General features: G+C 61.2%; 22 protein-coding genes. 9 read left to right on the top strand and 13 right to left on the bottom strand.

The features are described from left to right. Nucleotides 1-8 precede the first annotated feature (8 nt). From waaA to AC07UK_RS12235, 3 genes are read right to left on the bottom strand one after another with little or no spacing between them, the layout of a single operon-like run. Nucleotides 9-1,298 (bottom strand): lipid IV(A) 3-deoxy-D-manno-octulosonic acid transferase, encoded by a 1,290-nt coding sequence (waaA, locus tag AC07UK_RS12245; RefSeq protein ID WP_436222415.1) that lies wholly within the window; start codon nt 1,296-1,298, stop codon nt 9-11. Then, a complete protein-coding gene (gene waaC, locus AC07UK_RS12240) occupies nt 1,298-2,404 on the bottom strand; it encodes a lipopolysaccharide heptosyltransferase I (protein WP_436222416.1) in 1,107 nt (368 codons plus the stop codon). Before waaC ends, waaA begins: the two co-directional genes overlap by 1 nt. After that, nucleotides 2,385-3,770, bottom strand: coding sequence for a phosphomannomutase/phosphoglucomutase (locus tag AC07UK_RS12235; RefSeq protein WP_436222417.1), 1,386 nt, complete (start codon nt 3,768-3,770; stop codon nt 2,385-2,387). The genes waaC and AC07UK_RS12235 overlap by 20 nt, the downstream gene beginning before the upstream one ends. A 412-nt stretch (nt 3,771-4,182) precedes the next feature. Here AC07UK_RS12235 and AC07UK_RS12230 point away from each other — a divergent pair, with 412 nt between their 5' ends. Genes AC07UK_RS12230 through AC07UK_RS12220 form a run of 3 tightly spaced genes read left to right on the top strand, consistent with a single transcriptional unit; the run spans nt 4,183 to nt 7,885 of the window. After that, nucleotides 4,183-5,499, top strand: a complete 1,317-nt coding sequence (locus tag AC07UK_RS12230) for a sugar transferase (protein WP_494686726.1) — start codon at nt 4,183-4,185, stop codon at nt 5,497-5,499. Between the two features lie 32 nt (nt 5,500-5,531). Continuing rightward, entirely contained in the window at nt 5,532-6,665 is a 1,134-nt protein-coding gene (locus tag AC07UK_RS12225) for a glycosyltransferase (protein ID WP_494686727.1), read from the top strand. Beyond that, entirely contained in the window at nt 6,650-7,885 is a 1,236-nt protein-coding gene (locus AC07UK_RS12220; RefSeq protein ID WP_436222420.1) for a lipopolysaccharide biosynthesis protein, read from the top strand. Before AC07UK_RS12225 ends, AC07UK_RS12220 begins: the two co-directional genes overlap by 16 nt. Before the next feature lie 170 nt (nt 7,886-8,055). Here AC07UK_RS12220 and AC07UK_RS12215 read toward each other — a convergent pair whose 3' ends face one another. Beyond that, a complete protein-coding gene (locus AC07UK_RS12215; protein WP_211980128.1) occupies nt 8,056-9,120 on the bottom strand; it encodes an undecaprenyl/decaprenyl-phosphate alpha-N-acetylglucosaminyl 1-phosphate transferase in 1,065 nt (354 codons plus the stop codon). A 197-nt stretch (nt 9,121-9,317) separates the two neighbouring features. On the opposite strand from AC07UK_RS12215, the gene AC07UK_RS12210 reads away from it, so the two are divergent. Genes AC07UK_RS12210 through AC07UK_RS12185 form a run of 6 tightly spaced genes read left to right on the top strand, consistent with a single transcriptional unit; the run spans nt 9,318 to nt 15,796 of the window. Beyond that, complete coding sequence (locus AC07UK_RS12210) at nt 9,318-10,367, top strand: glycosyltransferase family 4 protein (protein ID WP_436222421.1); 1,050 nt, start codon at nt 9,318-9,320, stop codon at nt 10,365-10,367. Then, nucleotides 10,364-11,524: a glycosyltransferase gene (locus AC07UK_RS12205; RefSeq protein WP_436222422.1), complete on the top strand. Its 1,161-nt coding sequence runs from the start codon at nt 10,364-10,366 to the stop codon at nt 11,522-11,524. Before AC07UK_RS12210 ends, AC07UK_RS12205 begins: the two co-directional genes overlap by 4 nt. Beyond that, a complete protein-coding gene (locus AC07UK_RS12200; protein ID WP_436222423.1) occupies nt 11,521-12,345 on the top strand; it encodes a glycosyltransferase family 2 protein in 825 nt (274 codons plus the stop codon). Before AC07UK_RS12205 ends, AC07UK_RS12200 begins: the two co-directional genes overlap by 4 nt. Then, nucleotides 12,336-13,571 (top strand): MATE family efflux transporter, encoded by a 1,236-nt coding sequence (locus AC07UK_RS12195; protein WP_436222424.1) that lies wholly within the window; start codon nt 12,336-12,338, stop codon nt 13,569-13,571. Before AC07UK_RS12200 ends, AC07UK_RS12195 begins: the two co-directional genes overlap by 10 nt. Continuing rightward, the gene (gene wzy, locus AC07UK_RS12190) at nt 13,564-14,916 is read left to right on the top strand and encodes an O-antigen polysaccharide polymerase Wzy (protein ID WP_494686728.1); all 1,353 of its coding nucleotides are present in this window, start codon (nt 13,564-13,566) and stop codon (nt 14,914-14,916) included. Before AC07UK_RS12195 ends, wzy begins: the two co-directional genes overlap by 8 nt. Next, nucleotides 14,897-15,796 (top strand): glycosyltransferase family 2 protein, encoded by a 900-nt coding sequence (locus AC07UK_RS12185; protein ID WP_494686729.1) that lies wholly within the window; start codon nt 14,897-14,899, stop codon nt 15,794-15,796. The genes wzy and AC07UK_RS12185 overlap by 20 nt, the downstream gene beginning before the upstream one ends. Nucleotides 15,797-15,852: 56 nt before the next feature. On the opposite strand, the gene AC07UK_RS12180 is transcribed toward AC07UK_RS12185, so the two are convergent. From AC07UK_RS12180 to AC07UK_RS12140, 9 genes are all read right to left on the bottom strand, one after another. Beyond that, nucleotides 15,853-16,728, bottom strand: a complete 876-nt coding sequence (locus AC07UK_RS12180; RefSeq protein WP_494686730.1) for a glycosyltransferase family 2 protein — start codon at nt 16,726-16,728, stop codon at nt 15,853-15,855. A 12-nt stretch (nt 16,729-16,740) separates the two neighbouring features. Continuing rightward, complete coding sequence (locus tag AC07UK_RS12175; RefSeq protein WP_494686731.1) at nt 16,741-17,670, bottom strand: NAD-dependent epimerase/dehydratase family protein; 930 nt, start codon at nt 17,668-17,670, stop codon at nt 16,741-16,743. 60 nt (nt 17,671-17,730) lie between these two features. After that, a complete protein-coding gene (locus AC07UK_RS12170) occupies nt 17,731-19,122 on the bottom strand; it encodes a glycosyltransferase family 4 protein (RefSeq protein ID WP_494686732.1) in 1,392 nt (463 codons plus the stop codon). 82 nt (nt 19,123-19,204) lie between these two features. Then, on the bottom strand, nt 19,205-20,197 hold the full coding sequence (locus AC07UK_RS12165; protein ID WP_494686733.1) for a glycosyltransferase family 2 protein: 993 nt from the start codon (nt 20,195-20,197) through the stop codon (nt 19,205-19,207). Next, nucleotides 20,194-21,072 (bottom strand): alpha-1,2-fucosyltransferase, encoded by an 879-nt coding sequence (locus AC07UK_RS12160; RefSeq protein WP_494686734.1) that lies wholly within the window; start codon nt 21,070-21,072, stop codon nt 20,194-20,196. The genes AC07UK_RS12165 and AC07UK_RS12160 overlap by 4 nt, the downstream gene beginning before the upstream one ends. Before the next feature lie 38 nt (nt 21,073-21,110). After that, nucleotides 21,111-22,037, bottom strand: coding sequence for a class I SAM-dependent methyltransferase (locus tag AC07UK_RS12155; RefSeq protein ID WP_494686735.1), 927 nt, complete (start codon nt 22,035-22,037; stop codon nt 21,111-21,113). 141 nt (nt 22,038-22,178) lie between these two features. Continuing rightward, the gene (locus AC07UK_RS12150) at nt 22,179-24,311 is read right to left on the bottom strand and encodes a DUF268 domain-containing protein (protein WP_494686736.1); all 2,133 of its coding nucleotides are present in this window, start codon (nt 24,309-24,311) and stop codon (nt 22,179-22,181) included. An 83-nt stretch (nt 24,312-24,394) separates the two neighbouring features. Next, the gene (locus AC07UK_RS12145; RefSeq protein WP_494686737.1) at nt 24,395-25,213 is read right to left on the bottom strand and encodes a cephalosporin hydroxylase family protein; all 819 of its coding nucleotides are present in this window, start codon (nt 25,211-25,213) and stop codon (nt 24,395-24,397) included. Between the two features lie 41 nt (nt 25,214-25,254). Next, a complete protein-coding gene (locus tag AC07UK_RS12140; RefSeq protein WP_494686779.1) occupies nt 25,255-26,223 on the bottom strand; it encodes a methyltransferase domain-containing protein in 969 nt (322 codons plus the stop codon). Between the last annotated feature and the right edge of the window lie 112 nt (nt 26,224-26,335).

Below are 26,335 nucleotides of genomic sequence, written 5' to 3'. Positions count from 1 at the left end.
GCACCGGATCAGCCCTCCAGCGCCGGGGCCAGCGCAGCGAGGGTGCGCACGGTGGCGCCGCGATGCAGGCCCGCAAAGGTCTGCGCATGCGCGCGCATTTCCGCCAGCCGCGCTGGATCGGCCAGCACGCTTGCCGCGGTGCGCATCAGCGCATTGGCATTGTCGACGCGCAGGCAAGCGCCCGCGGCAATCGCGTCTTCCGTCGCCTGCGCAAAGTTGAAGGTATGCGGGCCAACCAGCACCGGCGTGCCGACCGCGCAGGCCTCGATCAGGTTCTGCCCCCCGAGCGGCAACAGGCTGCCACCGATGAAGGCGAGATCCGACGCAGCAAAGTACATCGCCATCTCGCCCATCGAATCGCCCAGGACGATATCGGCAGTCAGCGGCGACTGGATGCCGTCAAGATCCAGTGCACTCCGGCGCTCGACCGAGAACCCCGCACGCGCCGCCATCGCGGCGACTTCATCGAAGCGCTGCGGGTGACGGGGGATCAGCAGCAGAGCGGGACGCGGGACATTGCCCGCCAGTGATTGCCAACGGGAGAAGGCATCGAGCAACATCGGCTCCTCTCCCTCGCGCGTGCTGGCGGCTGCCAGCACCGCACGCGTGCCAAAGACCTTGCGCAACTGCTCGCCCAGCGCAACGCCTGCCGGCGCCGGCTGCATATCGAACTTCAGGTTGCCGGTGATCTGCACCGCCGGCACGCCCAATGCCTGAAAGCGCTCGGCATCACCCACGGTCTGCGCCAGCACGCCCGCAAAATCCCCGTACATGACCGCCGCCGCGCGCCCAAACCGCGCCGTGCGCCGGAAGCTGCGCGGCGACAGGCGCGCATTGACCAGGAACAGCGGCACTCCGGCCTTGCGCGCGCCGCGCACCAGGTTGGGCCACACCTCCGTCTCCATCAGCATGCCCGCCTGCGGCCGGAAATACCGCATGAAACACCCCACCAGCCACGGCAGGTCATACGGCAGGTAGCATTGCAGGATGCGCGGCTCCTTGCCGAACAGCTGTGCACCGGTCTGGCGGCCGGTCGGCGTCATGTGCGTCAGCAGCAGGCGGTGGTGCGGATAGGCGCCGAGCAGCGCGTCGATCAGCGGCTGCGCCGCGCGGGTCTCGCCCACAGACACGGCGTGGACCCAAAGCCACGGACCTTTCCGTGGCAGGCTGCCGTAAACACCCAGGCGTTCGCCGACGTGCTGCACATAGCCCGGCTCCTTGCGCGCACGCCAGGCCAGGCGCAGCAACGCCAGCGGCAGCACCACCACCCACAACATGCTATAGAGCAAACGCAGCATCAGGCAGCCACTCCGCGCACGCGGCAAGCCGCGTCGTAGACCTCATCGACCGACGGCACCACGCCGTCGTCACCGACATTGGCGATGCGCCCGGACCAGTAGCCCTCAGTCTTCCAGCGCCACGTGGCCGTATAGATCTCCACCGTCGGCCGGCACAACGCCGCGGCGATATGGACCAGGCCCGTATCGACCCCGATCACCACCTCGGCCCGGTTGATCAGCCCGAAACCCTGCATCACTGAGAATCGCGGCAACACCCTCGCCTGCGGCACACCTGCAGCAATCTCTTCGGCAGCCTGGCGTTCCTTGTCATTGCCCCACGGCAGCAACATCACTAGACCCTCATCAGCCAGCCGCCTGCCCACCGCATGCCAGTTCTGCACCGCCCATTTCTTGCGCGCGCCAGCAGTCGCATGGAAGCACACGGCATAGCGTGCAGGCAAGTCGCCCCACAGCGGATCGTCAACATGCAGCGATTGCGCGGCAGGCCCGAAAAACTGCGGCGGCTCCGCCGGCGCAAGCCCGGTCAGCGCAGCGCCCAGCAAGCGCGAGCGCCGCACCGAATGCGTCTGGCGCGGCACGCGCACCGGATCGGTGTATAGCAGCCGCGCCGCCGGCTCATAGCCAGAGCCCTGCGTGGCATTTCCCAGCCCAATAATCGGCGCGCCGGGCGCCCGCGCGGCCACGCGCGCAACCACCGCGGTCTTGAGCAAACCCTGGCTCTCGATCACCGCGTCATAGCGCTCCTGGCGCAACGCGTCACGCACCTCGCCCACCTCGCGCCAAGTGCCGCCCTGCAGGATGCGCTTGCGCCAGCGCCGCAGCGCAAACGGAATTACCCGGCGCACCTCCGGCAACAGCCGGACAAGCTCGACATAGCCCTCTTCCACCACCCAGTCGATCTCGGCACCCGGCCAGCGCGCGCGCAGATCATGCACCAGCGGCATGTTGTGCACCACGTCACCGAGCGACGACACCTTGACCAGCAGGATGCGCGGCCGTTCCGGCAGCGTGAAAGGCACCGCGGCCGGCGTGGACTGCACCACACCGGCCGCGTCCGACGATGCCGCCGGCACCGTCGCGCGCTCAGAACGGGAGCTGAGCATCCGGCTTCTCTGCCAGGATCACGCGCTTGAACTCCGCCTGGATACGCGCCAGTGCGGCGTCGTTGTCCGCCTCGAAACGCATCACCACCACCGGGGTGGTGTTGGACGGGCGCGCCAGGCCGAAGCCATCGGCATATTCCACGCGCACGCCGTCGATGGTGATGACCTCGCGCGCGCCTTCGAACTTCGCGTTCGCCTTGATCCGGTCCAGCAGCGTGAACGGCTCACCCTCGGCACACTTGAGTTGCAGTTCCGGCGTGTTGTTGGCATTCGGCAGCGCATTCAGCACCGCGCTCGGATCCGCGTGGCGCGACAGGATCTCCAACAGGCGCGCGCCCGTGTACAGGCCATCGTCAAAGCCATACCAGCGGTCCTTGAAGAACACGTGGCCGCTCATCTCGCCAGCGATCGGCGCGCCCGTTTCCTTCAGCTTGGCCTTGACCAGAGAATGGCCGGTCTTCCACATCAGCGGCTCGCCGCCATGTTCGCGGATCCAGGGGGCCAGCTTCCCAGTGCACTTCACGTCGTAAATAACCTGGGCACCCGGGTTGCGCGACAGGATCTCTTCAGCGAACAGCATCAGTTGCCTGTCCGGGAAAATCACCTGACCGTCCTTGGTCACCACGCCAAGGCGGTCGCCATCGCCGTCGAAGGCCAGGCCGAGCTCGCAGTCAGTCTCGCGCAGGGCCTTCATCAGATCCTGCAGATTCTCGATATGGGCGGGATCAGGGTGGTGGTTCGGGAAGTTGCCGTCCACGTCGCAGAACAGCTCAGTCACCTCACAGCCCAGGCCACGGAACAGGTCACCCACGAACGCGCCGGCCACGCCGTTGCCGGCATCCAGGGCAACCTTCATCGGACGGGCCAGCTTGACGTCGCTGATGATGCGGTCGAGGTACTTTTGGCGCACATCGACTTGCTTGTAGGTGCCGGCACCGCTGCTGAACTGGCCGGCTTCAATCCGCTGGCGCAGCGCCTGGATCTGCTCGCCATAGATCGCCTTGCCGGCCAGCACCATCTTGAAACCGTTGTAGTCCGGCGGGTTGTGGCTGCCGGTGACCATGATGCCGGAGGTCGGGCGGACGCCGTCGATCTCGATGTTGGTGGCGAAGTAGACCATCGGGGTGGCGACCAGGCCGATGTCGATCACGTCCAGGCCGGCGGCGCGCAGGCCTTCTACCAGGCCGGAGATAAGGTCGGGGCCGGAGAGACGGCCGTCGCGGCCTACGGCGATGGTTTTTTCGCCCAGGTCAACCGCGGCGGAGCCGAAGGAGAGACCGATGAAGCGCGCAGCTTCACGCGTCAGCGTCTTGCCAACAATGCCGCGAATGTCATAGGCCTTGAAAATCGATGAGTCAATTTGCATGAGCGTTACGATGGTTGAATGCGTGTTTACGACAGGACAGCGTCGATACCGCCAATGTGTGCAAAGCAGCATTGTGCCGGATTGTGCAACCGCAGTAACCGTCGAGATTGACGAAGGACACTGGATTGCAACGTCAAGGCGCACACAATGCACTAATGTGCACACCTCGAACCGCCGGATAGGGAGGCAGTTATAATCATGCGCCCCGATTGCAGAATTCCCGCCCTCGGTGGACTTGGGCCCAGGTGCGCAGGGAAGCGCAAGATTGTGCACACTCATCCACCCGGACTAACCATCATACCTTTGCTTAACTAGCCGGTGGCCGGGGAAAAACCGGTTGCAGTTGCAAAATTTTGTAAATCTGTACAGTGACAAACTCGCGTAGAGGGTTGACGTGTGGCTAGATTCACCAATGACGAAAACCAATAGTATTTCCCGCTCGGCACCAGCCGTTCGCGCGCGAGGATCCGAGATCATCCGGCGCGCCAGCCGGATGGTGGCCTGGGCACTGTTAGGCTTGATATTTCTCGGCCTCGGCATGTTTGCAGTTGAAGTACTACGCCAAACTGGAATTGTCACTGGGCTGTTCACGCGCACGCTGGGCTGGTCCGCGGCTGCGTACGTCGGTGCGTTCGTGCTCATGCTCAGGTCGCTGCATTTGCCGCCTGTGGAGGGCAACAGCCTTGTCGGGCTGTCGGTGACATTGGCTTTTGTAGCCCTGCTGCTGTGTTTCGCCGTTATGCGACTGGAGTATTCGCGCGTAGCGTTGTTGCTCACCTATTTTGGCACGCTGGTGTGGACGTGGTTTGGGTACCGCTTGTTTGTCAGGAACTATGTACCCGTGTTTGGATACTCCGATCCCACGACGCTCGCGCAACTCGAACAGATCGTGAACATGCCCGGTGCAGCCCCGCCGAGCCCGCACCGGTTCGAGCATATCCGGTCCCTGGAGGAAGCCACCGGGTGTGACGCATTGATGGTCGATCGGCACGCCATGGCCGATCCGGAACGCACTCGCACGCTGTCGCAGCTGAAGTTAACACATGTCCGCATGTATTCCGTCGAACGAATCGGCGAGATGCTGACTGGGCGGGTGGGACTCGCGCACATCGATGAGAATTTCCTGGACGACTACGCCAAGCACTATTTTTACGGCTTCCTGAAGCGACTCATAGACATTGTTTCCGTGGTGGCAATGGCACCGCTTGCAGTTCCGGTAGGCGCGCTAGTGGCACTTGCCGTCCGCCTTGAGTCAAAGGGCCCGGCGGTATTCCGTCAAGTGCGTGTCGGTCTGTTCGGCCGCCCCTTTGTCATGTTGAAGTTCCGCAGCATGACCACAGAGGAAGATGCTCCTGCGCAGTTCGCGTCGAAGCAAGATCCTCGTGTCACCCGCGTTGGCCGGATCATCCGCAAGTATCGCCTCGACGAAATTCCGCAGCTCTGGAATGTATTGACCGGTGACATGAGCCTGATCGGGCCGCGGCCGGAACAAGTGCCCATGGTCGAGCAGTTCTCGCAGAGCATTCCCTACTATCCCTATCGCCATCTGGTTCGCCCCGGCCTCTCGGGCTGGGCGCAGGTACAGCAGGGGTATGTCGGCACCCACGAAGAGACGGTCACAAAGCTAAGTTACGACCTGTACTACGTGAAACACTGTTCATTTGCCTTGGATCTGCTGATTGCAGTCAAGACACTGCGAACCTTACTTACCGGATACGGCGCGCGTTGAACCCGTCCGAGCCATCCGCTCAGCCGGAGTCTTTGCGTATCCTGCTGGTGGCGACCGGCCTACGCATGGGCGGTGCTGAACAGCAGGTTGCTGCCCTCGCGAAAGAATTCATCGCACGAGGCCACAGCGTCGCGCTGATCAGCCTGACTCCGGATTGCGAAGTCCCCATGCCCGACGCGGTAGAGCGGCTGATGCTCGATTTGCGCAAGACACCTCTGTCGATGGTTTGTGCGCTCTTGAAAGCACGACGCTTCGCACTGGAATGGCGCCCGGACATCGTGAATTCGCATATGTTCCATGCGAATCTGTTTGCGCGGTCACTGTCGCGCATTTGCCGGCTGCCTCCGCTGATCTGCGCGGCACACAGCTTTTCAGAGGGCGGCCGGCTGCGCATGCTCTGTTATCGGCTTACCGATCGCTGGTGTACGCTGACGACGCAGGTCAGCCAGGCCAGTCACGCAGAGATGATCCGGGCAGGAGCCGTCAGGCCTGACCGCGTTCGCGTGATGTACAACGGGATCGATACGGAGAAATTCAAGCCAGACGTGGCACTACGCGAGCGCACACGCGCGCAGCTTGGCATTGATTCCCGCGCACGTTTGATCCTGACCATAGGACGTCTGGCCGTAGAGAAAGCGCAAGATAGGCTGATCGATGCGTTCCAACGGATGAACCGTTCACAAACTACTCGCCTTTTCGTTGCAGGCGATGGGCCGCAGCGTGCAGCGTTGCAGGAGCGGATATCAAAATACGGACTGCACGATGCCGTCTCACTGCTGGGGACAAGGCACGATATTCCCGCCCTGTTAAATGCAGCTGACCTTTTCGTACTCTCTTCGCGCGTCGAGGGCATGCCGCTAGCGATTGGCGAAGCGCTGGCTTGCGGGCGCCCTGTCGTAGCCACTTCGGCGCCCGGCGTCAAGGAACTAATGGGTGACCTTGGCACCATAGTGCCCATTGACGATATCGACGCACTGGCGCTTGCCATGACGCAAGCGTTTGCCGCGGAGGCCGGAACAGATGGCCAACGCGACATGCGCCGCCAACGAATCGTCACGCACTTCGGTATTGCCGCTGCCGCCGATCGCTGGTTATCGCTCTATCGCGAGATGCACTTCGAAGCCTCCGAACACGCACGCTGCACAAGGTCATGCGGCGACGCATAGCTGGCAACGTCGGCTGGATGTTGCTCGATCGCTGCTCGCAAGTTCTGGTGGGCATCGGCATCGTCGCGATACTCGCCCGTACCCTCGGCACCGACGGCTTTGCGGCGTTTCAATACGCCCAGTCCCTAGTACTGATCGGGGCCTCCGTCGCGCTGATTTGCGGTAGCGAAGTCGTGGTTCCGCGGCTTGTGGCCCTTGGCGATCTAGCCGCACAACATCGGCTCCTCAAGCACGTATTCCGCCTGCGCCTTCTGGCCGCTTGCTGCGCCTACCTGCTGGTCTGCGGCTTTCTATGGGTATCCCGGCAAGGGGATGCCAGTTGGCAGCCGGCGTTGATCTTGGGTATCACAATCCTACTGCGCGAACCCTCTGGCGTCGTGATCGCGTGGACGCAGGCCCATACGCGAACCCGGCCAAGTGTGCTGATCAATCTTGCTTCCCTGGCTTTGAAAGCCGGCTCTGTTGCCACGCTTGCCGTGTTGGGAATTCATGCCGTTGGCACCTACGCCGCCGCTTTCGTTCTTGAGGCCCTGATGGCCGCCGTCTTACTCGGCACCTTCTATCGCAAATACATGCCACAGCAGGCTGTCGATTACGATGGCCAACTGACGCGTCAGCTGTTCCGCGATGGATCTCTTTTCTGGATCAGCTTTATGCTGATGATGGCGGCACGCAGGGCTGATCAGCTGATACTCAGGCCGCACGTACCTTCTGAAGAGTTCGCTGCCTATGCGGCCGCAATGCAGATCGTGGACAACTACACCACGTTGGCCACCATTCTCGCAGGTGGCATCGCTCCGCTCTATGTCTATGCACGGGATGCGTCCGCTGGCATTCGCAATGTACTGAAGCTGGCGGCCTTCATCACCATCGTGGGGGCTGCCGGCACCGTGCCCCTTATCCTCCTGGCGCCATGGATCGTGCATCTGTTGTATGGCGCCGCGTTTGCGGAGGCAAGCTCGCTATTGCGCCTGGCCACCCTTGCCTCGCCATTGGTGTTTGCCGATGTTGGCTTTACTATCCTGGCAATTTACCTGCGCAAGCCCCGATGGATCGCCATCAAATGGGGCCTTGCGCTTCTGGCAACAGTTGCTGTCGATCTGACTGCTATTCCCCGATTTGGCGCGAAGGGGGCCATTCTAGGCTACACAGTTGCCAATGTCCTGGCCACGCTGGCAGGCATCTACATGTGGCTCCACGCGCGAAGGGCTCAGCCATGACCTGCGCAGTGCCAATTTGAGCTTAACCAGGCGCATGCCCATCAGCCGCAACTCTTCGAAGGACCCCTGGAGCGCAAAATGTTGCAGACCCTGAGGCTGGCACTGGCGCAGAGACCGTCCACGGCGTTGGAGAGAGAGGGAATTCAGCTTCCATCTGGCTCGCAATGGCACTATCGCGAGCGAAGTCTCCGTATCCATCGGATCACGACCCACGCTCGCTGCATGATCAGCAAGTGAATGCCCGTAAGTAGCAGGAATGCGACGAACAGGATGGACTCCGGCACGCCTTGCTTCCATGCAATCACGCCAATCAGACCGAGGAGAAAGTTGCCGACCAGGAGGAACCAGACTGCCTGCTTGCTATCCAGTCCCGCCCGCAACAGCAAGTGATGCAGGTGGGTGCGATCGGCCGCCAGCGGATTCTTGCCCTGGATTGCCCGACGCAAAACCACCGCCAGCAGATCAATCAAGATCAGCCCGACCACCCATAGCATAACGGCCGGGGGTACGTGGCCCGCCGGGTTGTACTCCTTCTGCGACAGTTCCACCGAGAACCAGCTGATCCCATAACCCAGCAACAAGCTTCCTGCATCGCCCAGGAAAACCAACCGGCGGCGCAGGGGGCTGGGCATGTTGAACAGCAGGAAACCTGCAATGGCGCCACACACCAGAAGGCAGATCCGGTATGCACCCGGATTGCCAATGTCGTTTGCCAGCCACGCGAACCATCCGAACACGATAAAGGAAAGTCCCCCTGCCAGGCCATCCATGCCATCGGTCATGTTGATGGCATTGACCACTGCGAGGACAGCAAGAAGGGTCAGCGGAATGCCCCACGCATGAAGAATGACGTCGCGCTTATTGAGAAGATCGCCCAGCGAGTGTAGATACACCTCGCCCCACGAAGTCATCAGGATTGCCGCTGTGAACTGGAATGCCAGCTTGCTTAGTGGCGGAATGCCATTCAGATCGTCGAAGAGGCCAACCAGCGCAAGCAGCGTCAGGCCAATGTACAGCGGCGTGTACTGATCATAGCCGCGCACGAACATCGCCGTGGACACCCAGACCGCGATGAGGATCGCGATACCGCCGACCAGCGGCGTCGAGCCTTCGTGCCGCTTTCTTCCGCCGGGGTGGTCAAGCAAGCCTCCGCGGGTGGCCAGTGGGCGCAGGATCAGCACAGCGCCTGCACTCAACAAGGCCGCGATTGCAGGGAGCCAGAATAGTTCAAACATGAAAACTCAAGAGAAATCGTAACGCCAAGGTCGGGCCGGCATTCGCGTAGAATGTCGGCTTCCCGCCCGTGTCCACGTTCAGCATTGCAGCGCAGGCGAACGTGCGGCGGCGAGCGGTCATTTGACTTCACATCGTGCCGCCCCGATAGTAGGGCCTGCCCTCCGCGTTGTGCAACCGCACAACCACAGTATTGTTCATGCTCTTGCCTATTTTTCTCGTATCGCGTAATGGGGTAAAGAACACGGGCGGCGTCGAGCGCGTCGTACATCTTCTCCAGAGTGACCTCAAACGGCATGGCGCCGAAGTAACCCTGGTCGACGAAGCCATGGTTTTACCACAGTTTCTGTGTGGCAAGCGCCTTGCGCAGTTTGCCTTTCCAATCGCGGCATCGCTGTGGCTATGGGCCAGAAGATTATCTGGCGGCAAGTTCGTGACCATTTCGAACTCCTCGTACACACCACTCTATCCTGCTGAAGCAGTAATCGTTCACGGTTCCGCGGCTGGTTATATCCGGGCCTTGGCCAAGTCGGGCAACCGGTTTCTGGGGATGCGGCTTCTGGCCCGCCTCGAAGGCCTGACAATGCGCTGCGCGCAGCGCGTGATCTGCGTCTCGGAAGCCGTCCGCGACCTGTGCATTGGCCACCATGGGGTACCCGCAAGAAAATGCCGCGTGGTCCACAACGGCATTGACGCGACCGTGTTCCATGCCGGGCAGAAATTCACAAACGGCCTCGTGCGACTGGGCTTTGCGGGACGCCTGGAATATGGCAAGGGGTTGCCTTATCTGATCGAGATAGCGCGCTGGATCGGCACCCAACCCGACATGCGGCTGGTCATCGCAACGACGAGTGACGTTCCGACTGCCCTGCAGAATCTCCCCGGCGTCACAATAGTTCCCGGCCTGGCACCGGATCAGATGTCGACTTTCTACGACATGATCGACATCATGCTATTGCCCTCCCTCTTCGAAGGGTTCGAGCTTGTCACACTCGAGGCACTGGCTTCCGGCGTCAGTGTACTAGGCACCAGGGTGGGCGCCTGCGATGTATTCCTGCGGCAAGGCCTGCCCTGGGTCAGCGAACTGCCGACAGACACCGGCGATTTCGTCAGGCAAGCTGCGTCGATTTTTGAGCGTCTGCGACGCAATAGCGACCCCGTCCGCATGCACGCATTCATTGAAGAATCCTTCTCCATCGAGCGTTTCTGTAAGCAGATTCGCGCACAACTGCAATTACGAGATTCGTGAACGTTCTGCTGATATCACCCAATGGGCTTCAAGAGCTTTCCGGGGGCGGCCTTTACCTCCGCTCGCTGGCCCAGGCGCTTTGCGCCGCCCAAGGCGTCGACCAGCTGACCGTCATCAGCAAGGACATGGGAAATGGGGAAATATTCGAGTTCCCTGCCCACTGCAAACGCATTTACCTGAAAAAGACCAAACTCCGAGACGTAGCGGCACGCGTGCGGCTGTGCCCCACCTATTTGATGACTTACCGCTCGCTGTTGACGCGCGAAGCACGCGCTGCAGACGTGACGCTGTTCCACAATTCCCGTCTCGGCAGGCTCATGTCCGACATTCGCAAAGAAGTGCCTGGCAAGACCTACGGGATACTGAGCGACAACGTGGAAGCCGAACTAAAGCGCCAGCACAGTGGTGGAAATATGTTACGGCAAGTAAGTAATGCGTTGGATACGTGGCTCATTCGCCACGCAGAGGCCCCATGCCGCTCCGCGGACTTCATGACCTTTATCACTGAGGCCGACCGCACGTTGTTCGACAGCCATTACGGCATGCCCGCGCGCACAAACATATTGCCCATCTCGCTGTCTCGTGGCGAGCCCGACACTCAGCGCCTGGCGGATTCCACCGCCCGTCCGCAGATCCTGTTCACCGCCCATTTCGGCTTTGCACCAAATCAGACGGCTTTGCGACACTTCGCTGAAGTGGCAAAGGCGTTCAACGAAAGCGCCGAAACGCCCCCGCAATTCGTCGTTGCGGGCGCCCGTGCGGCGGAAATGGCCGCACCCTACCGCTTCCTGAAGGTCATCGACAATCCCGATCCCTGCCGGATGGCCAGCGCCTTCGCGTCAGCCGCAGTCTACCTGGCACCGGTAAGTTGGGGCAGCGGCATGAAGACCAAGGTCGCAGAGGCGTTGTCGTATGGCATCCCGGTGATCTGCATGCCAAATGCCGCAGTAGGCTATGAAGCCATGCTTTCCGACGAGCGGTATCGCGAGGCCATTAGCGTTGTTGAAAATGTGCCACAGATGGCACGCACACTTCACAGAATTTTACAAACCCACGATCAGGGGCCCCTCCGAAATGCTGCATCTGCAGCATTCGATGCTTTATACTCGCAGGCGTCGCAGACTCGGCGGCTGGAACTGCTACTCCTTGCAAAATGATTATATCGAGCGCGAAAAGACTGGTCAGCATCATTACTCCCGTGCATAACGATGGGAAGTATATTGGCGCGACCGCCATTTCGATCCTCCAGCAGAGCCTCACCGATTTTGAATGGATTTTGGTCGATGATGGTTCAAATGGCGAAACGGCAGCCGTGCTCGCCCGTCTTGCCGCATCTGACGCGCGCATTCGGATCATTACAAATCCGATGGCATACGGTCCCGCACGTGCGCGCAATATCGGTATCGCGGCCGCATCGGGAGAATATGTTGCATTTCTCGATGCGGATGACATCTGGGATGCGAATAAGCTGGAACAGCAGGTTAGATTTATGCGCCACCATGACCTGGATTTTAGTTATCACGACTATATTCCGTTCGAGGATGGCAGCGGCCGCCCAATATCGAAAATTTGCGGACCGAACCGGTTGACGCTGTTTTCCCATAACGCCCGGCGGGGCGTGGGGTGCCTGGCCGTCATGCTCAAGCGGAAGATAGCCGGCGACGGCGTTTTTCCAGCAATGCCTCCTGGCCTCGTGGCTGAAGACTTTGCCGCCTGGGCTATTCTGATCAAGGGCGGTCTGCGTGGTGAGCGCTTGCCCAAGACGCTGGCTTGGTATCGTGTACGCAAGCGCTCCTTCTCGTCTAACAAGTTCCGCTCGGCGCATTCTGTCTGGTTCATCATGCGCACGATGGAGGGCTTCGGCAAGGTCACGTCGGCGTTCTTCCTTGCGAGCTTCCTGTTCACAGCCATGACCTCACGGGTGGTGGCCCGTGTTTCCAGCCCTTACCAGACACTGGCCGCGCCTCCATGGCATTGAACGCACTGATCTCGGGTCTGGGCGTTCTCCTGAAGTTGCTCTGCGGCCTGGCCGCGAACAAGATCCTGTCCACGCAGTTGGGACCGGCGGCCTTCGGTTCGTGGGGCAATGTTTTCAGCCTTGCCACCCTCTACACCACATTCTCGAACGGCGGCATCGCACAGGGTCTCGTCGCGCGCCTGTCCGCACCATCGCAAGACATGCAGGCGCGTGCACGCTGGCTGACTGGGGGGATGTTGTTCGCGCTCGGCGTGCCTGTGATCATCGCCATTTGGCATGCCGGCTTCCGAGAGCTGGGCATTGTCAGTGGCGCCATGGCCCTGGACCCGTTTGCGGCTTTGATCCTGGGTCTGCTTGCCGGTCTCGCCCTCCAAATTCAGGCTACCGTGCTCGCTCAAGGCCGCGCTCGCCTCAATGCATTGGTGGTAGCGCTCTCCGGCGTCACGGCACTCTTGAGCTATTGGTTCTTCGTCACCCCCGGTTCGGTGCAAAGCGCCGTTCATGCGCTAATCGCCGGCTTTGCCGCGACGCTGGTGATCTGGATCGTGGTGGCGGTCGTCACCCGTACCCGCTGGCACTCCGGCGCCGCGGCGATCGGCGAAGGGTTGACCGCCGCACGTTCCCTAGCGCCCTATGTGGCGATCGCGCTCGCGCCGGCAGTAGTGGGCACCGCGGCTGTCATCGCCGTGCGTCAAGTAGTGTCGACGCAGGTAAGCCCGGAAGCAGCTGGCCTGTGGCAAGGGATGTTCCGCATTTCCGACGCGGTTGTCGCTATGGCTCAAGCAGTGGTCAGCTTCGTCTTGCTGCCTGAGGTGTTCCGCAGTGGCACGCCGCATCGCACGCTGAAGTCCCGCATGCCGGCCTATGGATTGCTTGTCGCAACAGGGCTTGCGATTGGCGTGGCGATTCTGTGGCGTGGCGCCGATCTGGTCGTCAAAGTCCTGTATTCCGAAGAATATGCAGGTATCTCGTCGCTGTTGTGGATCGAGTTGCTCGGCGATGCATTCAAAGCCTTGGCAATGCCGTTCGTGGCGTTCTTTATCTATCAAAGAAATCTCCGCTTTTCCTGGGCACTCGAATTGACGTTTTCAGCCTGCTTCGTGGTAGCCACGTACATACTGACCGGCATGACCGGCCTGACGGGCGCCGCAGTGGCCTATGCGCTGGCGAACTTCGTCCTACTGATTGTCGCTTCCGTTTTATTTCTTGGAGCCCGGGATGCCTAATCTTTCTTTTCTGGCAATACTGGTGCTGGCGATCGCTAACCTGATCAGCGGCGCCTACGGCGTGCTCAGTTGGCAAGCACCAATTACCGCCCTGACATTCCTCCTATGTCTCTACAGGGTCAGCCAGGCGTCTTCCAGCCGGTTCAATCCGGCGCTGCTGCTGTGCATGACGACGAGCCTGTTCCTGTTGAGTCGTTTCCTGATCACCTATTTCTCTGGCTGGGCCGATTACCGCTACGGGGACTGGTTCCTGATGGGGCCGATGGACGAGGAGCTCGTGTCCAAAGCGCTGTCCGGCATTTGCCTGTTCCTGTGCGGGATCACGCTTTCGGCAGGCAAGCTCGGGGAACTGCCGCAGCGGCATGACGAGTATCTGAGCATCTTTGCGTTGCGTGCCGGCCTGCTGCTCCTGCCGTTCACACTCTATCGCCTGTATATCAATATCGACACGTGGAGGAACGGTGACTACCTGGCACTCTACAAGTACGGCGGCCCTGGTGGTATTCCTTATGCACTTGGCGGCTGGCTGATCTTCTGCGTCTTTGCATACCTGGCATCGCGCCCCAGGCTGCGGCTTGCATTTATGGCATATGGAGTCGGGCTATTGCTATGTGTCTTCGACATGCTTAAGGGCGCGCGCGGCATTCCGATGGCCCAGATCATTTGCCTGTCCTGGCTCCTGGTAACGACACAACAAATCAAGGTGTCCTTTTGGAAAGCGGGCTGTGCCGCAATGGGCCTGGCGGTAATGGCAGATATCGTGGGCCGCGTGCGTGTGGGTATGCCCATCGGGACCGCCATTTCGTCTGACCCGTTCGAGGCCCTCCTTGGTTTCTTCTATGGACAGGGCGTCAGCCTGATCTTCGTGGTTTCGACGCTGAAGAACCTGGCATCGTTCGCCCCCGTAATCGATGGTCTGCGCTCTACGTTTGCGCTGTTCGCGGATGGGTACCATCGCATACTCGGTGACCTGCCAGTGGGACAAACGCTGGACTTCGCCCACCACACGGCGAGCTTGGCGCACCGCGTATCTTTCATCGTCGACGCGGAGATGTACTTGAACGGAAAGGGCATGGGAGGCTCGGCGGTAGCCGAATCGATGCTCTATTCTCCGTTGTTCGGCCCGTTGGTTGCCGGACTGTTCACAGGCGGCTGCCTGCGGCTGATATACCAGGCGGCCAGGGCATCGCCACGCGGCCTCTTCGTCTTCGCGGCCACGCTACCCTTCTTCCTGCTGCTGCCGCGCGAGAACCAGCTGTTCTTCGTGGTCCCGTTGATCAAGGCACTGCTGTTCGTCGGAATCGCTTACGTTATCGCCAAACTCCATGTCAGACAGCCAGCCTAAGATTACGGTAGTGGTGCCTACCTACAAGCGCGCCCATCTGCTCCCGGACACCATCCCTTCTTATCTGCAGCCGGAAGTTGCGCAGCTTGTCCTGGTGGATGACTGCTCGCCCGACAACACGCCTGAAGTGGCAAAGCAACTCATGCAGCGCTACCCGCAGATCACCTATCTGCGCAACGATGTCAATGGCAAGCAAACCACTTCAAAGAACCGCGGCAAGGCGTTGGTGCAATCGGAGTTCGTCTACTTTGGCGACGATGATTCGATCCTGAGTCCGGGGGCACTCGGTATCCTGCTCCAAACCGCCACCGAGACATCGAGCGATATCGTCGGGGCCTCGGCGCTATACCTGCGCGACGACAAGGACAGTGAAGCCGCCGTGCTGGCACGCCGCAAGCTGGCCGGCAACGTAGACGATGTCGTCCAGTTGAACCGCCTGCAGTTCGACTTTGCCGCCGTGACCCGCCAGCCGATGGAGGTTCCGGTGTGCCACGCCTCGTTCCTGATTCGTGCTGAGGCTGCCAGGGCCATCGACTTCGACACGGGCTATGTCGGCAACTGCTATCGCGAAGAGACCGACTTCCTCGTACGTTGCCGCGCACGCGGTCTGAGGATTTCCTATGAGTCGCGCGCCGTGCAGATCAATCTGCCGCCTTCGCAGGCCACCGGCGGAGCGCGTGGGCGCGGACGCCTGTCTTACGAAGGCTACGCTCTGTACAACACAGCGCGATTCCTGCTGAAGAACCGCAAGGCGCTGAAACAGGCGGATGCCCGTTGCAATGTCGCACTCATGCTCGGCTGGTACGTTGGGGGTCGGATCAGCGCAGTGCTTTCTCGCGTCAACGGGGCGATCGCCCGCCGAGCTTTCCGGCGGAGCTAGGCCAGGCTCGACGAAGGTAGATGCCCTCTTCCACCGCCGTTGGCGGCGGAAGACAGTCATGGCCGCGACGCGCTAGCCAGGAGTGCCTCGATCTTCTCGGCAACATTCGGCGGCACAGGATCTTCCACTCGCCGAAATGCCAACCCCCGATCCATACCCGGCAGTGCCGCAAGCACGTCCACCGCAATTTTCACACTACTCGAAACAGCAGCCAACAAGGCATTCGTCCATTGTTGGCGCCTCGCGAATGTTTGGAGCTGGACCTGCAAAAGGGCTCGGCGCGCAATAAGCGTAGAGCGAACGCTGTAGTGGCCTTGCCGATATGCCAGCAGCGTTTCGTCCAGGCACGCGAACCGGCTTTCAGTGCAACTTCGCAGCAGTAGCTCCTGGTCCTCTGCCCGCCTGACTTCAGGAATGCGATACCGATGCTTGCGGAACCAGGCCACTCGCCCCATCCATGTTGGGTGAGGCAATGGGAAGCCGCGCCACGGACGCGCACAGATCGCTTCATGCGTTTGTCGGAACGGATGAAAGCCAACGATGGAACCGTCATTCCTGAAGATCGCCACGCGACAGCCAAGCAGGTCGATATCCGCGTGCTGTTCCAGGAAATCGAACTGGCGCCTCAACCGCTCAGGGAAACTCAAGTCGTCGGCATCCATTCGTGCAAGGTACCGACCCCGGGCCAGATCGAGTCCCTGATTGAGTCGTTCAGCCAGACCCAGCTGCCTTCCATCCGAAACGAGACGAACGCGCGAGTCCTTGAGCCCTTGTACAAGCGTTGCCGTGTTGTCGGTGGAGCCATCATCAAGGACGACCAGTTCGAAATCGTCGAAAGTTTGATCGAGAATGGATCGCACCGCCGAGACTATGGTCTTCGCGCCATTACGAACAGGCAGCAGCACGGTGATCGAGATAGCGTGCTCAGGCATTATTTTTCGCTTTCATACTCGGCGGTGCCAACCCATATCGTCGGCAATGGCATCCCACATTGAAGACAGTCCTTCGTTGAAATCCTCCTCAGGCTCCCAGCCCGAGCAGGCCCGGAGCTTGGTGCAGTCAAGCACGTTAGCCGACACATCAAAGCGCCGCTCCGGCTCGAAGCGGATTCGCACGGGTAGATTGCATTTCGCAGCCAGCGGCTCGATGGCGCGCAGCACATCGCGATTATTCCGGCCGATACCGGAGCCAAGGTTGTAGACCTGGCCAGCACCGCCGCTCTGCAGTACCGCCATAATGCCTCGTGCCACGTCCGCCACATGGACGTAGTCGCGCACGGTCCCCGACTCGCCGAATACCGTCACTTCCTCCTGCTTGAGAATGGAACCCATCGCCGTCGCAATAAAGCCTTGACCGGTAAACGGCCGCTGACCAGGACCGTATGCATTGGCGGGTCGCACGATGCTCACCGGGACGCCGTGCACTCGATGAAACATCAGGGCGTACTTCTCCTGCGTGAGTTTCGTGATGCCATAGGGCGAGACCGGGTTGGTGACGCTGGTTTCCACCAGTGGCAGCGTGTCGGCGTGTCCGTAGACCGTGCCGCCCGAGGACACGATCACCATCTTGCGCAATGGCAACTGGCGAGCGGCTTCCAGCAGCCCGACCGTTGGAGGAAGATTGGCGAGGATATCGAACACGGGGTCGGCATAGCTGGTCTGCGGCACGGTGGCATATGCGAGATCAACGATCTCGTCAACGCCCGCCAGCAGCTCGCCCCAGGCAATCTCGCCCTGCCCCACAGAAAGGTATCGGGCCGCGGCCGGCAAGGTAACAGGGCGCTCGGCACGACGGCCAAGCACCAATACCTCCCGCCCGGAAGCGAGTAGCTCGCGAACGAGCCGGGCGCCGATAAATCCGGCTCCGCCAATCACACAACAACGCATGGTCGCTCTACCCTCAATACTTGTCTTCGTTCGACTGAATCATGGCGTTCATCCGCCAGACGGCTCTGAGATTCTTTCCGGCACTTGCACCGCTTCCGTACCGCGCAAGATCGCCTCATAGCGATCGGCAATGCTCGCCCATGTGAACTGCTCCTGCCAGCGAATGCGCGCCACTGCGCCGAGTTCCTCGAGTTGTGCCGCAGACTCCATCAGGCGCTTCATCTCGGCACCGAACTGTGCGGCGTCGGCGCGTGTGTAGCCACGCTCATCCTTTGGCGCCGGACAGATCACACCACCGCCGGTCCAGCGCGCAATTTCCTCAGCGTTACCAACGGGCACAGACAGGAACGGCGTGCCAGCAGCCGCTGTCTCGAACAGCACAAGCGGCGAATATTCAATGTTCGAGGCAAACACGAACAGGTCGGCATTCATGTAGGCCTGCACCAACTCCTGCCGCCCCAGATCGACCTTCAGCACCTGCTTGTTTGATTGCCGGCTGGCCCGCTCCACCCAATACCGGATCGGATCCGCCGCCTTGCGCATGCTTTGCGGCAGCCAGTTGAGGTGACCCGCCGCTTCCAGCTGCGCAGCGGCAAGTGCATACACGCGCGCTCGGACGCCAGTCCAGCCTTCGCGACGGATGACGCCGAACGAGCGCCATGCAAGTCCGGAGACCCGACGGACACGCCGCCCGAGAACACCGAGCGCTCTCTTCGCAGCGATGACAACGGTGGACGATCCGTCGGCACCGCCCATCCCGGTTGACGGTTCGGTAATCACCACGGCCGGTGCCGGCGGCGGATTGCCATTCAGGATCAGCGTGACCTCCCGGCGGCCATTACGCAGCCTGGCAAACGCTTCGGCAATCTCCTTGTGTCCCTTGACACCCGTGATGCTGCCGACAGTCAGGAACACAAAGCTGTCAGGGGGAATGTTGTGCCGGCTGCGAAAGGCTTTGTCCTTCTCCACCGAAAATTCGACCTCGCAAGCTCCGTTCGGCAGGATGCTGCGATGCTCCAGACAATGCTGTCGCGCGAAGTCGATATCGCGATAGCGCTCCGCATAGAAGATCAGATGATCGAACTTCCGAAGGACATCGGGCAAGGCCTCGAAGTATTCGGCATAGGCCGGCTCGTACAGCCCGGAGAACCCGCAGGGAATGAACACCTTGCGCGTGCGAATGCGATCAAGAACCGGCCACAGGGCGTCGAACGTCCACTGCTGGGCGGCCTTGATCATGATGGCATCACCATCGAACGCTGTCACGAAATCGCGGTAACGATCCACTTCGCCATGCATGCCGCGCACCGTGTTGCCGGTCACACCGAACTCTTCGATGTGAACGCCGTTATGCTCGGAGAAGTCCCGTTCAGCCAGGCGCGTCGTAGCAACCGTCACGTGGTGACCGCGTTGCACAAGCCGCTCGGCCAGCTGGCGCATGACTTCCTGGACCCCGCCTACGCTGGGGTAGTAGAACTCGCAGCAGAATAGAATCCGCATTACATCGTCCCCTGATTTCGGGTCAGCGAGGCAGGATGCCAAACCGGCGTCCGAAATCGCGCACCGCGCGTGCGATTGGCCTAGCCCAGTTCATGTTGTGCTTCTGGATCAGGTATTGATGCCGCAAGCTCTGGATGCGAGCTTCCGTTCTCTGCGGCACGTCCGACTGCGGAGATTGCGCCGCAAGCTTCTGTCCGGCATCGCGCACGGCCTGGCACATGCGCTCGATATCAGGCCGCTGAGACAGCCGATGCAGCGCCGAATGCGTCAACGCCGCGACATCCAGCACATCCCGCGACGGTTCTCGCTGACCCAGCACGGCGGTGATATTCTCGGCACAGATCAGCACCAGACGCTCCACGAAGGGGTTCGGGCCCGTACGTGACATGCTCGCCGGCACTTCCCGATATACCAGCAACCGCTCGGCCAGATTGGCCACGCGTCCGTGGCGTGCCATGCGCGACCAGAGCTCGTAGTCCTCGGGGGGCTGCCGTGCCGGGTCAGTGGTATATCCGCCCACCGCCTCGACCGTGGACTTGCGCATCATGATCGAGCTATGCACGAACGGATTATTGAACAGCAGTTCGAAGCTCAGCGCGCCATGATCGGTCGGATGGTCGTGAGCGCGTTCAGTCGCCGTATCGCCGACCCAGATCTGCGCAGCGGTGCCCAGCAGGCCGTGGTCCGGATGCTTTTCCAGGAAATCTACCTGGCGGGCGAAGCGTTCGGGGTGTGACAGATCGTCCTGATCCTGACGCGCAATATAGCGACCGCGCGCCAGACCGATGCCCCGGTTGAGCGTACCGGCTAGGCCCATGTTGTCCTGATGGAACAGCCGGATGCGCGGGTCGCTCAGCGATTCGAGCACGCTGGCCGAGTCGTCCTTCGAGCCATCGTTGATGATGATGAGTTCGTAGTCGGTAAAGGTCTGCGCCAGGATGCTGTCCACAGCCTTCTCAACATCGGAGGCGCCGTTGTAGACCGGCAGCACCACACTGATCTGGGGTGTCGTCATAGTCGGATCCACGAAGCTGGAATCAGGTCGCTCGTATCGTGCGATGCCCCGCTGAACCAATGCTGCGGCGCCACCACGATCTTGTCCGCATGCGGGTTGAGCCAGGCCCCCCACCAGCTGAACGAGCTGTTGGCAATCACGTGATGGCGACAGGCCTTCATCAGCGCCATGTCCCAGACACCACGGTCGGCACCGTTCACATCAACCAGCGTGACCGCATGGTCAAGCTTAAAGTTCTCGCTGGCCCAGGCATGATCATCGGAGAACACAAAGAAGTGCGGCGCCGAAACCCGCGCGGCAACGTAGTCAACCGCTGCACGGTAATAGTCGAGCGAACACACGCCGTGATACTGCGCCGTCTGCGGATTGTTCACATAGTCGCCGCGACGAATGTGCAGCGACACCGCACTGGCGCCCGCTTCGCGAACCTGTGCGGCGATCTTCTCGTTTGCCGCATCGACCGGCTCCCTGAGCATGAACTCCTGCCGCAGCAGATCGGCAATGCCCGCGAAGTAACGCTCACTCTGCCAGTAACCATCCAGGTAGACGGGAGGCGTGGCCTGCTCGATGCGCGCGTCGTAGGTGAACGACGCTTCCTTGAGCTGGTTCGCGGGACGGTCAAGGCCAAGCGCCTTGCTGACACGATTGAGCAACGTCGGCGCCTTCGCCTTCACGCCGGCACGAGCCAGCTCTTCTTCCGTGGCCAGGCGCGCCTGAATCGACAGCTCGGCAAGCTCGTAGCGGCGCAAGTCGTAGTGCGCAAAACCGCTGGCGTCCAGCAGCAGCGGTACGCCGTGACGATGTGCAACGGCACGGCCCGTGGCGTACTGGAACATCTGGTTGCCCAGGCCGCCGATGAGGTTGGCGATGATCATTGGATTCACGTTCTCTATGTCTTGTACGGAATGGCGCCTCAGGAAGCGGCACCGCTCACACGCTTGCGGGCTTCCACGAGGTAGCCAACGGTGAACTGCTCGATGAAGTACCGCTCGTCCATCTCGGCAAGGATGCGCGGCAGCCAGTCCATCATCACGTAGCGACGCTCGCGCGTCATCACGTCGCCCGCGCCCTCCATGGTGCGCGCGGCGCGATGCACCTCCTGGGCAACATGGCGCAGCAGCCCGCCGAGCGGCTTGATCTCGACCACCTCGCACCCGAATTCCGCCAGGTACTTCTCATAGAAGTACGGCGAAAAGCCGCCAAAGAAGTGATACGGCTCCTGATGGATGCCACTGCCCAGCGGTGCCGAAACAAACAGGCGCCCACCTTCGCGGGTCACACGGCAAAGCTCTCGCAGCGCCGAGATCGGGTCCGGCACATGTTCGAGCACCTCGGTACAGATCACCGCGTCGAACATGCCTTCGTCGACGGGAATTCGCGTGATATCGCACACATAGTCGAGCGGCGCGTAGTTCCAAGTCTCCTGCAGCGGGCCCTCGGACGTCCCTTCGTATTGCGCGAAATCTTGGGCGTGATAGTGGGTATGGGCGAACAGCGGCTTATAGCGGCACTGACCCGCGCCGGCGTCCAGTACCTTCGCGCCGGCAGGTACCGAGGCGGCACGCCCGGCAACCCACTCGTCCCGCCAGTACGCGGAGAAATTGATCTGTTCGTCCACGTCGGTCACAACGGCCGGGTTGCGTACCGGATCGCCTACCAGGCGCCGCAACATCCGCAGCGAATCGTCGGAATGATCCTTGACCAGGACGTTCAGGAGGGGAGCGACGTCCTGATGGTCGACGCGTATCGCGCGTTCGAGCGAGCGTGTCAGCAGGTTGGCCAGTGACCTCTGGAACCAGAGCAGCAACCTGCGGCGAATGGCAGCCACCTTGCCGAGCAAGCTGCTCCTGTTACTTGCCGATTGAGTCAAATTCATCATGTTTCTTTCCGACCCCATCCCGATCGATGATGGCCTCTGTTGATTTGGCCCGGCCGCACATCAATGAGGACGGCAGGCCGACGGTGCAATTCAGCCTTCTCGTCAGGCCTTCTTCCTGAACCAGTAGCAGCCACATCCGTACTTCTGAGCATCGACCAGATGCTCGGGTGCGGCATAGATCAGCCCGTTTGGCGCCGTGCCATCGGGAATCAATGCGAACTCGACCAGCTCGAATCCCTCGAAATACTTCACGAAGTCCCGATGACGATAGACGCGGTGAGCATTGAACTGGACCCGTGCCTCGCCTACCGGCACCGCGATCAGCAGGTTGCCGCCCGGCGCCAGCACGCGGCAAAGCTCGCGGATCGCCTTGATGTCGCCATCCGGATCGATCGGATCTCCATAGCGTCCCAGCCCCACATGCTCCAGCACGTGCATGCAGGACGCGGATTCGAGCCTGTTGTTCTCGAACGGCAAGGACAGCAAGTCCGCACCCAGCGAGTTCAGCCCGCTCAGTTGCAGCGGCGCCGGCCGGTAGTCATAGAAGTCCACCGGGATGAACGCCGACACCAGCGCACAGAAATTCAGCGTCGACGAAAAATCGGTATGCCGCTGCGGCCGCGTCTTGGCCAGTACCCGCGCGGCCCACGCCGGATGGTAGATGTAGTGGCGATCGAAGGCCGTCTCCTGCGTCTTGTCATCGAGGCAGAGATAGCGGTCGTCCCAGTCCACCTTGAGGTCACGCGCAGGAGCCTGCTCGCTCAATCGCTTGAACGCCTCGAATTCCGCGCGGGCAGCCTGCTCCCTGGCCTGGCGATCCTCGTGGCTGCGTATCATCGCATTGATCTGGGCGTCGTTCCGCATCCAGCTGCTGATCTCGCCCTCACGCGCAAACCAGCTTTCAATCTTCTCTGCGTTGCTCAGCCACCGGCGATACTTGCGTACGCGCCGCACCAGAGGTCGGCCCAGACGCTTGAGCGGGTTCGCGGGGCGCGATTCGGGCGCTACGCGGTGCGCCGTGTTGGAGTTACCGGTCGCCGGTTCCTCGCCGTCCTCACGACGTCCGATCAACGTCATGGACTCGGGAGTCAGGGCTCCGAGCGGGAAGATGCTGTTTGCGAAGACGGCGGCATCGAAGACGTTGGACGCCAGGTGTTCGTCGATGATCGTGGTGATGCGCTTGCCGTGCGTGTCAATGACAGGTTTCGGTGCGGTCAATCCTGCGTCCACCCGCTCCACAAACTCCGGCACTTCCGGTTGTGGCTGGCCACTGTAATTGGCGGCCTTATGCAGGGCAACCACCAGCAAGTCGTAGTGCGTACGTGACGGCGCACTCTGTATGTCACTCAGCAGCTTCCGAATCAACGAAGCCCAGGAAAAGTCGTACTGCGCGAACTCGGCGGGGAAGCGTTCGCGAGCCACGAGCAAGGCATCGGCTTCCGCGATGGCGATGCTCGGCGCGTGCGAGAGCGCCGCGTGGATTTCGTTCTGCCCCCTGAATGCAGCGGCCAGATCCGATTGCGGCCGATGCATATAGGATGTCCCATTGCTGCTGCCGGAGGCGCCATTGACTGTCAGGCCGAACTTGCATTTGCAGTACTCGGGCACCGCTCCGGCTATCGCGAAACAGGAGTAAATATCCGGGGCAAAGGCCGCAAACCATGAGCCACCCTCCGCTGGAGCCAGTCGTGCCAGTACGGCGGCACTGACGAACGAGGAATACAGGCCGGGCCCTTCGTCATAGCCAACGGTCCGGTCGTGAATACCTGCCAGGAACTCGGCGGAGTCCTGAATCACCAAAGTGGGGTCGATCGAGATGGAGAAATAGTTCCGGTACTCGCCAACGACCACGTCCGGCCACGCATACTCCACCTTGCGCCAGGTCAGGGCCTCGCAATGCTGGTTTTGGATGATGCTTGCCGCCAGCGCAAGCGCGCCGGGCAAGAGGCCATCGTCATCGCCCAGATACGTGACAAAGCCCCCGCGCGAGATCGCCTCGGGCATCACCCGGCCCCAGTTCTCGCCCATGGGCAGGTCCGCATCGGAGGTCAGCTGAACCACCCGCGGGTCGTTCAGCGATGCAACGTAGTCCCCAGTGCCGTCGCTGCAATTGTTGTTCGCCACGATGACGGAAAAGTTCTCGTATTCCTGCTCGAGGCAAGTCCTGATTGCATGCTTCAGCGTCCTCAACCGGTTTCTGGTTGGGATCACAATCGTAAAGTGGGGCTTGGTCATCAACGGTAAAAATGAGCGGCCAGATTCATTGCAAGGGGATCGCCTGCCCAATCAGCAAGCTTGATCCGGACAGGGCCCGCATATCAGCCGGGAATCCGGCGGAGATATCCTTCCGGTGCAACGGTGATCAGCAACTTGTTCTCAATGGCCTGATCGATCTCGAACTTCAGCGGCTTGCCGTCGCTAGCCAGTTGCGGTGCGGCATTCAGCCGACGCAGGTACTCATACACCGCCGTCTTGGGATTATTGCCATGACCCCACGGACGGTTGGCCGAAGATTCTTCCGGCAGGTCTTCCACAACCGTGTCGAACACCACGCAATAGCTGTCGGCACTGGTGAGCGGCGCATAGGCTTCCAGCTCCTGCAGCACATGGTCGTGCGTGTGATTCGAGTCGAGGCAGACCAGAACGCGCTCGTAGCCCTTGGCGATGTCATGCACACGCTGAACAATGGCCGGATCCACGGAAGAACCCTGAATCATGTCGATCCGGTGCGCCATGGGATGCGCTTCGATGGCCTTACGGTTGTGCTCCCGAATATCGATGTCGATACCGACAACGCGTCGGCGCGGTGCCTTCGGGTCGAGGACTTCGCCCTTTTCCACGGCGTCGCAGTAGTCGAGCAGTGCCAGCATCGACGCGCTCATGATCAGCGATCCGCCATGCGCAATGCCCGTCTCGATGATCAGGTCCGGCTTGACGCGCCAGATGATCTCCTGCATCACCACGAGATCCTGCGGATACTGGATCACCGGACGCGACATCCAGGCAAAGTGATACGAGTATTCGTAGCTGTTGGCCAGATCGAACCACTGGCGCGTGAGCCGCTGGAGCGATTCGTCCGCCGCGCCCTTTGCAATCAGCTCTGTATTACGTTGTTGAAACTCTTCAATCGGCCCCATTTCTTACCTCTTCAAATTGATGACGCGTTTTTCGCTGTGATTCAGAACGTCCGGATCGCCGGCACCGCCACGGCAAACTTGCCGCCCCATTCGCGGATGTGGGCCAGCTGGCTGGTCACCTCGTCGGCAATGTTCCAGGGCAGGATCAGCACGATGTCCGGCCGGGTCTGCGCCAGCATGTCGGGTGACACGATGGCGATATGGCTGCCGGGCAGGAACTTGCCCTGCTTGGATGGTGCGGCGTCGCACACGTAGGCCAGCAGGTCGGGCTTGACGCCCGCGTAGTTCAGCAAGGTGTTGCCCTTGGCGGCGGCGCCATAGGCGGCCACCGTCTTGCCCGCGCGCTTCTGCTCGATCAGGAACGTCAGCAGGTCATCCTTGACCGCATTGGCGCGCGCCTGGAATGACTGGTAGACCTCGCCGCCGAACTGGCTCAGGCCGCTGCGGGCCTCGGCCGCCAGGATGCACGCCGGGGCGTCGGTGTCCGGCCGCGGATCGTCGGCGTGGCAGCCGTACACGCGCAGGCTGCCGCCGTGGGTCGGCAGTTCCTCGGCGTCGCACACGCGCAGGCCGGCTGCGCGGAAGATCGATGCGACGGTTGCCAGCGACAGGTACGAGAAGTGCTCGTGGTACACGGTATCGAACTGCACCTGTTCCACCAGCCGCATCAGGTGCGGGAATTCCAGCGTGATGGTGCCGCCCGGCTTCAGCGCGGCCTTCAGGCCGGCGGTGAAGTCGTTGATGTCCGGAACGTGGGCAAAGACGTTGTTGCCGACGATCAGGTCGGCGCGCTTGCCTTCACTCGCGAGCCGGGCGCCCAGGGCCGCGCCGAAGAATTCCTGCAGCACCGGAATGCCAAGCTTCGCGGCGGCTTGCGCCGTGCTGGCCGTCGGCTCGATCCCCAGGCAGGGAATGCCGGCCGCCACGAAGTTGCGCAGCAGGTAGCCATCGTTCGATGCCACTTCGATCACATGGCTGTCGCGGTCGAGCGCCAGCCGCCCGGTGATCATGTCGGCGTAGCGTGCCGCGTGATCGAGCCAACTGCGCGACACCGACGAGAAGTAGGCGTAGTCCCCGCTGAAGAGTTCATCGGCACGCGCGTAGTCTTCCGTTTGCACCAGT

This window comes from Cupriavidus sp. GW821-FHT07C08 (assembly GCF_059419025.1).
This window is presented reverse-complemented; position numbering and strand designations above follow the sequence as displayed.

What these genes read in the sequence shown, in the direction of transcription:
- waaC (WP_436222416.1), bottom strand. Translation starts at nt 2,404, where the DNA reads ATGCTCAGCTCCCGTTCTGAGCGCGCGACGGTGCCGGCGGCATCGTCG.
- AC07UK_RS12150 (WP_494686736.1), bottom strand. Translation starts at nt 24,311, where the DNA reads ATGACCAAGCCCCACTTTACGATTGTGATCCCAACCAGAAACCGGTTG.
- AC07UK_RS12170 (WP_494686732.1), bottom strand. Translation starts at nt 19,122, where the DNA reads ATGCGCCAGCTGGCCGAGCGGCTTGTGCAACGCGGTCACCACGTGACG.
- AC07UK_RS12195 (WP_436222424.1), top strand. Translation starts at nt 12,336, where the DNA reads ATGGCATTGAACGCACTGATCTCGGGTCTGGGCGTTCTCCTGAAGTTG.
- AC07UK_RS12145 (WP_494686737.1), bottom strand. Translation starts at nt 25,213, where the DNA reads ATGGGGCCGATTGAAGAGTTTCAACAACGTAATACAGAGCTGATTGCA.
- AC07UK_RS12235 (WP_436222417.1), bottom strand. Translation starts at nt 3,770, where the DNA reads ATGCAAATTGACTCATCGATTTTCAAGGCCTATGACATTCGCGGCATT.
- AC07UK_RS12160 (WP_494686734.1), bottom strand. Translation starts at nt 21,072, where the DNA reads ATGATCATCGCCAACCTCATCGGCGGCCTGGGCAACCAGATGTTCCAG.
- AC07UK_RS12165 (WP_494686733.1), bottom strand. Translation starts at nt 20,197, where the DNA reads ATGACGACACCCCAGATCAGTGTGGTGCTGCCGGTCTACAACGGCGCC.
- AC07UK_RS12220 (WP_436222420.1), top strand. Translation starts at nt 6,650, where the DNA reads ATGCGGCGACGCATAGCTGGCAACGTCGGCTGGATGTTGCTCGATCGC.
- AC07UK_RS12140 (WP_494686779.1), bottom strand. Translation starts at nt 26,223, where the DNA reads ATGATCACCGGGCGGCTGGCGCTCGACCGCGACAGCCATGTGATCGAA.
- AC07UK_RS12215 (WP_211980128.1), bottom strand. Translation starts at nt 9,120, where the DNA reads ATGTTTGAACTATTCTGGCTCCCTGCAATCGCGGCCTTGTTGAGTGCA.
- AC07UK_RS12230 (WP_494686726.1), top strand. Translation starts at nt 4,183, where the DNA reads ATGACGAAAACCAATAGTATTTCCCGCTCGGCACCAGCCGTTCGCGCG.
- AC07UK_RS12185 (WP_494686729.1), top strand. Translation starts at nt 14,897, where the DNA reads ATGTCAGACAGCCAGCCTAAGATTACGGTAGTGGTGCCTACCTACAAG.
- AC07UK_RS12180 (WP_494686730.1), bottom strand. Translation starts at nt 16,728, where the DNA reads ATGCCTGAGCACGCTATCTCGATCACCGTGCTGCTGCCTGTTCGTAAT.
- AC07UK_RS12210 (WP_436222421.1), top strand. Translation starts at nt 9,318, where the DNA reads ATGCTCTTGCCTATTTTTCTCGTATCGCGTAATGGGGTAAAGAACACG.
- waaA (WP_436222415.1), bottom strand. Translation starts at nt 1,298, where the DNA reads ATGCTGCGTTTGCTCTATAGCATGTTGTGGGTGGTGGTGCTGCCGCTG.
- wzy (WP_494686728.1), top strand. Translation starts at nt 13,564, where the DNA reads ATGCCTAATCTTTCTTTTCTGGCAATACTGGTGCTGGCGATCGCTAAC.
- AC07UK_RS12200 (WP_436222423.1), top strand. Translation starts at nt 11,521, where the DNA reads ATGATTATATCGAGCGCGAAAAGACTGGTCAGCATCATTACTCCCGTG.